Consider the following 8,088-nt stretch of genomic DNA (forward strand, 5'->3'; position numbering starts at 1 on the left):
CTGAGACCTCACCGGTAGTAACAATCTGGCCGTTTTCTTTGCGCTCTGGGATGATGTTGTCAATGATCGCTTTGATCTGCATTCTTTCCAGCAAGGGTCTGGTAAGGTAGAGCGAACCTAAGATCTTTTCTGTTTTATACCGAAAGACTTGTTTCGGTTTAGGGTTGAATCCGGCTTTAAATGGGTAGCCATTGTTACCCCGGTACTTGTTGCGACTCATGTCCGCTCTCCTCGATGTCTCAGGCTTAAGGTTAAATTCGACATCGGGTGTAAAAGTACCTTTTTAGAATATTAGATCTTTTTGCTTTTTCAACAAATATTTGCTCATGTAACTGCAGTCATAAAATACGATTATGGGAACCTGCGAAATATGGGCTTAGAAGACCTAAAAATATAGGCCGAACAGTGGCAAGTTGAACATCAGGATGAATTTGACTTCGGGATCATCTCTATTAAATGCCAGGAGATGGCTTCCTTGTTTTTTCTGGAAAAAAGATTGGAAATGATCGAGCAGCTTTTGACCAAAAAACCGTGACATTGTGCAAAAGATGCAGCTATTGTCTGCGGTATTATGATAATTGGGCAGATAATGACTCAGTTTTGAACCAGAGTATTTTGAAAACCAATGGCCGCTTTAATTTGAAAGATAACAATACACTTCTTTTTACTCCATAAGGCTTGGTCATAATACCCCGTGCACGATAACACATCGCTTTGCATATTCTAGATATCGTTATAAAAGCTAAAGTACAATCAAATTAAGCCACCTCACTAAGATTCTAATTCTAAGATATTTGATTTGAATTTAGCTCTACACATAAATCCCTCAAGTGAATATGTTTATCGGAAGGCTCGAGTATCATTCCATTTATCGCAGGTGTACTGCAAGCAAAAATATGTTTACCATTCATTTTTATTAAACAACCCGTACACAACCCTACTCTGCAAGATCCATAAAACGCTAATCCTGGCTCGAGGTAATCTCTTATGTATTTTAGTACATTTAGCACACTCATTCCTTGTTTAAAGGGAACAATGTATTCTCTGAAAATTACTACTTGTCCCGGTGCTTGTCGGTGGACCTTGACTTTAATTTTCATGTTTTCCTCCCTTACCTTTATGTTGTAATTAATGTATTAATACCTTTAACCGACTTTTGCCAACCAAGTAGTTTATAAAGCGTCTCATCCTATATTGCTTTTTAATATTACTTGTTTTTTAATAATTGTATTTAACCCTTTTTTTGATAATATTGTGTGATAATTTTGAATATCTTTTTGGGGAAAATCTGTTCGGTTATGCGATCCTATGGTTTCTTTGCGAATCAGCGCTGCTTTTACAACACCTTCTAATACTTTTAACATATTTATTGCTTCCATCGATGCAATGAGCTCATAATTACATTGCAGTTCTTCGGTGTCTATTCTTAAATTATTTAAAATATCTCTATTTAGGTTATTTAAACTTTTTAAGGTATCCTGCAAACCTGTTGCTTCCCTCAAAACCCCAACATTTTTATCCGCAAGCTCGTGTATTTTATTGCGGATACTCCATACAGTATCCAGCCTTTTTTGTTTTTCAAAAAATATTTTTATCAAATCTTTAGCCTCTTCTACTTGATATTTGGGTATTAAGGGTTTACATCTATATTTCAATGCATGATTCGCAGCTTCCTTACCTGCGATGGCTCCATAAACCTGGGTTTCAGTAATGGCGCAACCTGAAAGACGATTTGCTCCCTGTACACCCCCTGCAACTTCACCGGCAGCATAAAGACCTTTGATATTCGTACAACAGTTTGTATCTATTTTAATGCCACCATTACAGTAATGAGCTACTGGTGCGATTTCCATAGCATCTTGATAAGGATCAAAGCCAAACTTAGGTAAAGAAAAAGCCCCCACCTTCCATTTGGGGAACATATTCTCGACTAGCTGTTCTAAAGTTTCCTTCGGGATGTGGCTAATATCAACTTTAATTCCGCCACTAGAACAACCTCTTCCTTGATTAACTTCTGAAGCTATGCCTAATGACAAAAAATCTCTTGTAGACCTTTCCAATCTTTCAGGATCATAACGGTACATAAACCTTTCTCCATCGCTATTCCGAAGATATGAATTTAAAAGGGACAGAAGTTCAATAGAAAAATAAATATGTCCTTCCGCTGCTGGCGGTTTAACTAATGCATATGGAATAAACTGCACCATTTCACAGTCTAATAATTCCGCGCCAGCTCTTAACGCCATGGCTATTCCGTCACCAGTTGACTCTTCTGGATTAGAGGTGCGACCCCATATACGTGCAAAGCCTCCAGTAGTAATTATTACAGAAGGCGCTTCAAAAATAATAAGTTTTCCTGATTTAATATCCCATGTAATTGCCCCACAGATAATGTCATCTTCAAACAATAGATCTATCGTAAAACAAGCTTGAAATAACCTTGCTCCAGATACTTTTGCTTTACTCCCTAATGCCTTCATAATATTAACTCCTGTTTTTCCAACCTTACCAGCACAAGCTCCTCTTGGTAAAGTGTGACCTCCGTATTGATGAACAACAGTAAATTTTGCGCCATAATTAAGTAAATCTTTTAATCTTTTTCCTGAATCAATTGCTAGCCGCTCAGCAAGTAATGGTATATTAAGATACTTACCCCCGATCATTATATCTTCATAAAATTTATCTATTGTATCTGAAGGGTTTGCACCTGTAATACCAAGTTCAAAAAGAGTCTTGCTATCACATGCATAATCCCCAGGCGCAGTTATGGTTGCACCAGAACGACCTTGATATGCTTTAGATAGCACTACGACATCAGCCCCATTTTCACAAGCTGCAATTGCCGCACGGGCACCAGCACCTTCACTTCCAATTATCAGTACATCCGTTTTAATAAATTCTATTTCCAATGAAAGCACCTTCCTGAGTTAGGCTAATTATTATATTTTTACATAATTGTGTCATCATTCTCGTTCAAGTACATTTAAAACTCTTTCAATTTCTTCTTGAGTATTAAAAAAATGGGGAGACAGTCGTATGGCATCCAACCTTGTAACCCCATGGATTCCATTTTTCTTAAGCCTAGACAAAGTTTTATCAGGATTTTTCACACATATAGCTACTATGCCTGCTCGTTCTTTATTATCATTCGAAGTTTTTGAGAATAATCCTAAACTGACTGCACCATCTATTAACTTATGTGTAAATGATGAAACGTGTTTTTCAATATTGTCAATTCCTAATTCGGATATCCACCGCAAAGATGTCATCATACCCACATAAGCAGCCATGTCAAAGTTCCCCGATAACATAAATTTCCTTGCATCACAAGCAAAGTTAATATCCGATAAACCTTTTGCATTCATATCGCTTTGGCTCATCCAACTCGCATACTTTGGTTTAAGATTCTCTATCAAATTTTCTCGAATATATAACAAACCAGTTCCTATCGGTGAGAGGAGCCATTTAAAACCAGACGCCGCGACAACATCTATACCTTCAGATTTAACATTTAAATCAATCGCCCCTAAAGACTGTGTCGCGTCTACTACTGTAATTATATTTAAAGGGCGCGCGAAATTTGATAGTGCTTTTAAGTCCATTCGGTATCCTGTCATATAAGCAACGTGAGTTGCTGTAATTACACGAGTATGCTTATCGATCAATGAAGCTATATCGTTAAGCTTAAGGCGCCCGTCTTGACTTTTGGCAACCCTTACGACTACTCCCATTCTTTTTAAATTAATCCATGGATAATAATTCGATGGAAATTCTAAGTCATTGATAATCACATTATCTCCTGGTTTCCAATCTATTGCGTTAGCAATTATATTTATTCCTTCTGACGAAGTAGAAACAGGTAATACCTCCTGTACTTTTACCGAAATTAGTAAAGCAAATTCATCTCTTATTTCATTAAGTAAGTTTGGCATGAACTCCATAAATGGTTTAAGAATGCCATCATCATAATTGTACATATAAAGAAATTCTTTGAGTGCATTTATAGTTCTACAAGGAATGGGCGCAATTCCAGCATTATCTAGATAAGTTGAGTGAGATAGTATCGGGAATTCATTTCTTATTGAATTCAAATCCACATTAAACCCTCCAACTACAAACAATGTGACATTCTATTAAATTGTTTTTAGTACTAGGCTTCTGACCAGACAGCAGACGATTACATTATTAATATCAAGTAATAATCTTCAGTTTTTGATTTAAGTATGTGATATTCATGAGCCTGTAAATTATAATATAAGTAATTATTTACAATTGCTTTACACTTAAATTCTTTAAGTTTGTTAGCATGAGCCGTGAAAAAAGCTATTTATCTGGGGCAACAGCAATTGCGTCAATTTCAATAAGAACATTTTTGGGCAGCCGATTTACTTCAATACATGTTCGAGCAGGTTTACTTTTGCCAAAACATTTTGTATATAATTCATTAAATTCGGAGTAATTATCCATGTTTGTTAAGTAAACGGTGGTCTTAACAACGTAATCTAATGATGATCCTGAAGCTATTAATACCTTTTCTAAATTATATAGCGCATGATTTGTTTGTGATTTAAAACCACCAGATACTATCTGACCACTTTCAGGATGTAAGGGTAATTGTCCTGACGCAAATATGTAATTATCACACTTTATAGATTGTGAATATGGCCCCACTGCTGCTGGTGCATCATCTGAATTTATTTGAATTGGTATCATAATCAACTTCTCCTTGTCATTATTAATTCTAATGCTTGGTTATAATAAATCATTATTCTTAGCTACGCGTGCTTCTTCGAGATAGTTGTATATCGTATATTTTGAAACAACTAAATCCTTTGCCACTTGTTCCACAGCACCTTTAACTAAGAAAACCCCCCTATCATCTAAGAGGCTAACAATTTTTATCTTATCTTCTTTTGTCCCTATTATCCCGAATTCGGGATAATAGGGATAAGCCCAGTGCCGAAGGATCTGTAAAGATCATATCGACTTGGATTATTGCTGCTTTACGCAACCAGAAATTCTTTAGCCTGATCGAACTGAATAAGGCAATTAAAGAAAAGTTAGAGATAATGAACAGCAAACCATTTCAAAAGAAAGAGGGCAGCAGGCTTAGTGTCTTCCTGGAGGAAGAAAAGCCGCTGCTATTACCGTTGCCTGCTACCCCTTACGAGTTGGCAACCTGGAAGATTGCCACTGTCCAGTTCAATTATCACATATCCGTCGATAAAATGCACTACAGCGTTCCTTACGAATACATCAAGCATAAAGTCGATGTGCGGATGACTCACAATGTCATCGAAGTATTCTTTAACAACCTGCGAATCTGTTCACACCCCAGGCTGCACGGGCGGTCAGGGCAATACAGCACGGTTGTTGACCATATGCCTGAGGATCACAAGACATATACTCAATGGAATACCGCTCGCTTCATCTCCTGGGGTGAAAGCATTGGGCCCTGTGCAGCTATTACTGTCAAAGCGATACTGTCTCCTCTCACAAAGTTGGAACAGCAGGGCTACAAGAGCTGTATGGCCCTTCTGAAGCTGGCAGACAAGCATTCCATCCCCAGGCTTGAAGCTGCATGTGCAAAAGTCTTAACCTACACACCAAGACCCGGTTACAAAAACATCAAAACCATCCTGACGACAGGACAAGATAAAGTTGCCGCTGCCAAAGAAATTGTAACAGATGACTCTGCCGACCATGGCCTTACCAGGGGCGCCAGTTACTATGGGAGGGATGGGAAATGATCAACGCTACCACAATCAACAAGCTAAATGAAATGCGCCTTACTGCTATGGCAGAATCATATCGGCATCAACTGCAGGAATCTTCTTTTGAATCACTTTCCTTTGAAGAACGCTTCAGCCTTATGGTAGATACGGAATGGGCAAGGCGGAAGAATAACCGTCTGAGTATGCTGATCCGCAGGGCTGAATTTCTGCAAAGCGACGCCTGTATCGAAAACATCGAATATCATTCAGACCGAAAACTGGATAAAGCGCCGCTTGCCCGCCTGGCTACCTGTAGCTACATTCAAGAGAAATATAACCTAATTATCCTTGGCGCTTCAGGTGCCGGTAAAACCTATCTTGCCAGCGCTTTCGGAATCGCTGCCTGCCGCAACTTCTACACTGTCAAGTATATTCGTCTACCGGATTTACTGAATGAGCTGGCAGTGGCTCGCGGTGAAGGTATTTACAAAAATGTGATGAAACAGTATAAGAAGGTCAGTCTGCTGATCCTGGATGAATGGTTGCTGGTGCCTCTCTCCGACACAGAAGCCAGGTACCTTCTATAAATCGTTGAAGCCAGACATAAAACAGGATCAACGATCTTCAGCTCTCAATTCACACCTGCCGGCTGGCACGGCAAAATTGGGGAAAGCACGCTGGCTGATGCCATTCTTGACCGTATAGTTCACGATTCTTACACTATCATGATCGATGGGGAAGAATCTATGCGTAAACGTAAAGGAATTACAGAATAAGAGAAAGTGGTCGAGAGCCATCTAAACGGGTGGCTCTCTGACTACCGGAATCGTGGCTCTAAGAAACCGTAATATCCATATACCTTGCATTACCACGAGAGGTAACATGGTAAACTGCTCCTGGATATTCAATCCGTAGTGGTCTGGCCATGCTGGAATTCTATCATTTCAAATCTTATATTTCAAGACCTGACCCTATACGTTCAGAACAGTCCCACTGTGTTTCTTCTAAAACTAAGCTGGCAAGACTTTCTGCAGCACCCTAATAAAATTTTTGTGGGTAATATTATCGATCTCATCCCGGCTGAAGCCGCGCTTTGACAGCCCTTTTGCTAAACGGGGCAGGCCGGTTACATCTTCCAAACCTGTTATTACTTCCTGGATACCGTCAAAATCAGCCCCAAAACCTAAGTAATCGACGCCGGCCACATCGGCCACGTGGACAAAGTGATCAAGTAGCTTATCGCTTGTAGCATGATCTGAATCGACAAAATCGGGGCAGCAGCTCATGCCAATTACACCGTCAATATCTCTTAAAGCCCGCAACTGTTCATCAGTTAAATTGCGGGGGTGGTCGCAGATGGACCGGGCGTTAGCATGGGAAACTACCACCGGGACAGTGCTAATTTTTAAGACGTCAAAAAAGCCCTGCAAGTTGATATGAGCGAGATCAATTAGCATACCAAGGCTGTTCATTTCCCGGATGACCTGATTCCCAAAGGTGGTTAACCCAGCCCGGGGGTTATTTTCACCAATGCCGGTAGCCAGCTGATTTTTTTGGTTCCAGGTCAGCCCGAGACTCCTTATACCCAGGCGGAAGAGCATACGCAAAACCGCCAGTTCTCCTTCCAGGGCTTCACCGCCTTCAACGCTTAAAAGGGCAGCTATTTTAGAGCTGTTCGGGGTATTGTTTAAATCAGTAGCTGAATAGATAGTCTGCAGGTCATCGGGACAACGCTGCATAGTCCGGTAGTAGCTGTCGAGTAGGCGCAGGCAGTAGGCCAGCGAACCAACCGGCTTATATTCATCTTTAATGTAAAGGGCAAAGAACTGCAGGATAATACCGCTTTCTTTTAAGCGGGGCAGATCAATATGATGCTGGTTGTTGCAGCCGAGGAAGTCGTAATCGCTGTTTTCCTGGTAGAAGAAACCAGCAGTATCGCAGTGGGCATCAATAATGTTAAATTTATTGCTACAGTTCATTTTTTTCATCCTAAAGATGGCCAGGGGCAGTATCATTCCCGGGCTGCTCATTAACCAGCAGGGTAAATACATCGGGCCGGGCGTAATGACCGCATACATCGAAATCAAAACGAGCCTCGATAACCGCAGCCAGGTCAAGGTCGGCGATCAGGATATCATTCTGGTCCCAGACCGGCCCGGCCAGGTAGTTGCCAAGCGGGTCTATGATGGCGCTGCCTCCCCTGCTCATAATTTCAGGTTGATCGGCAAGCTCTGAATAGCAGGCAAGCTCGGTCGGGTAGGAAGATTTTTTAACAAACTGGTTGGAGGAGAGAACAAAAGCGCGCGATTCCAGGGCGATGTGCTGAATAGTCGACTGCCAGCCGGGGCGGTGATCAGCAGTGGGGGTTAGGTAT

7 protein-coding genes and 2 pseudogenes are annotated in these 8,088 nt (G+C 40.6%); 2 read left to right on the forward strand and 7 right to left on the reverse strand.

Annotation, left to right across the window (positions count from 1 at the left end; all coding sequences use genetic code 11):
- The 5 genes from SCJ97_11230 to SCJ97_11250 form a co-directional block, all read right to left on the reverse strand.
- Positions 1 to 220, reverse strand: a 220-nt coding sequence (locus tag SCJ97_11230) for a hypothetical protein (protein MDW7740606.1), incomplete at its 3' end; no start/stop codon positions are given.
- A 964-nt stretch (positions 221 to 1,184) separates the two neighbouring features.
- The gene (locus tag SCJ97_11235; protein ID MDW7740607.1) at positions 1,185 to 2,909 is read right to left on the reverse strand and encodes an FAD-binding protein; all 1,725 of its coding nucleotides are present in this window, start codon (positions 2,907 to 2,909) and stop codon (positions 1,185 to 1,187) included.
- A gap of 54 nt (positions 2,910 to 2,963) precedes the next feature.
- Positions 2,964 to 4,097 carry an aminotransferase class V-fold PLP-dependent enzyme gene (locus SCJ97_11240; protein MDW7740608.1) on the reverse strand — a complete coding sequence of 378 codons (1,134 nt, stop codon included), beginning with the start codon at positions 4,095 to 4,097 and terminating at the stop codon, positions 2,964 to 2,966.
- A gap of 226 nt (positions 4,098 to 4,323) precedes the next feature.
- A complete protein-coding gene (locus SCJ97_11245; GenBank protein MDW7740609.1) occupies positions 4,324 to 4,713 on the reverse strand; it encodes a Rid family detoxifying hydrolase in 390 nt (129 codons plus the stop codon).
- A gap of 39 nt (positions 4,714 to 4,752) precedes the next feature.
- The gene (locus tag SCJ97_11250) at positions 4,753 to 4,968 is read right to left on the reverse strand and encodes a helix-turn-helix domain-containing protein (GenBank protein MDW7740610.1); all 216 of its coding nucleotides are present in this window, start codon (positions 4,966 to 4,968) and stop codon (positions 4,753 to 4,755) included.
- On the opposite strand from SCJ97_11250, the pseudogene SCJ97_11255 reads away from it, so the two are divergent.
- Positions 4,920 to 5,750, forward strand: a pseudogene (locus SCJ97_11255) (IS21 family transposase). The gene SCJ97_11250 and the pseudogene SCJ97_11255 sit on opposite strands and share 49 nt — an antisense overlap.
- Positions 5,747 to 6,490 (forward strand): annotated as a pseudogene (istB, locus tag SCJ97_11260) (IS21-like element helper ATPase IstB). The pseudogenes SCJ97_11255 and istB overlap by 4 nt, the downstream one beginning before the upstream one ends.
- 234 nt (positions 6,491 to 6,724) lie before the next feature.
- On the opposite strand, the gene SCJ97_11265 reads toward istB, so the two are convergent.
- Together SCJ97_11265 and SCJ97_11270 are read right to left on the reverse strand one after the other, a co-directional pair.
- Positions 6,725 to 7,693 carry a dipeptidase gene (locus SCJ97_11265; GenBank protein ID MDW7740611.1) on the reverse strand — a complete coding sequence of 323 codons (969 nt, stop codon included), beginning with the start codon at positions 7,691 to 7,693 and terminating at the stop codon, positions 6,725 to 6,727.
- 10 nt (positions 7,694 to 7,703) lie between these two features.
- On the reverse strand, positions 7,704 to 8,088 hold a 385-nt coding region (locus SCJ97_11270; GenBank protein ID MDW7740612.1), incomplete at its 5' end, for a nitrilase-related carbon-nitrogen hydrolase.

Source organism: Bacillota bacterium, assembly GCA_033549065.1.
Taxonomy (GTDB): Bacteria; Bacillota; Dethiobacteria; order DTU022; family DTU022; genus JAWSUE01.